Genomic DNA, 528 nt, shown 5'->3' on the forward strand with positions numbered 1-528 from the left:
CTCGTAGGTACTCAGTCCGTTCTCGTAGGTACTCAGTCCGTTCTCGTAGGTACTCAGTCCGTTCTCGTAGGTACTCAGTCCGTTCTCGTAGGTACTCAGTCCGGCTTCTATCAGCATCACCGCTTCCTGAACTTCTTTCAGACCATCGATGGCCATACGACCGGAGCCTATCCAGTCGCAGTTCCCCCAGGCACTGCGGGCTTCCTGAAAACTGAAGCGCGCTTTTGAAGGTAACGTCACCACGCGGCGAACGATGGCCTCTTCCAGCCAGCACAGAAACATCTGGCTCGCCTGACGGGATGCGACGAATTTTCGCCGCCCCATAAAGTACGCCCACGACTCGTTCGCACTGGCCCGTGCCGTGGAGTAGCTCATCTGGGCGTAATTCCGGGAAAGCTGCTCATACGAGACACCCAGCCCGGCAGCGATATACCGCAGCAGTGACTGCTCAAACACGGAGTAGCCGTTATCCGTATCCTGAGGTAGCCGTTATCCGTATCCTGAGGTAGCCGTTATCCGTATCCTGAG

The 528-nt window shown here is 56.4% G+C and carries 1 pseudogene; it reads right to left on the reverse strand.

The features are described 5' to 3' along the window. Nucleotides 1–471 (reverse strand): annotated as a pseudogene (locus tag H3H37_RS25445) (phage portal protein); the annotation flags it as partial. Nucleotides 472–528: the final 57 nt, after the last annotated feature.

The sequence above is a fragment of the Rugamonas brunnea genome (assembly GCF_014042345.1).
GTDB lineage: Bacteria > Pseudomonadota > Gammaproteobacteria > Burkholderiales > Burkholderiaceae_D > Rugamonas > Rugamonas brunnea.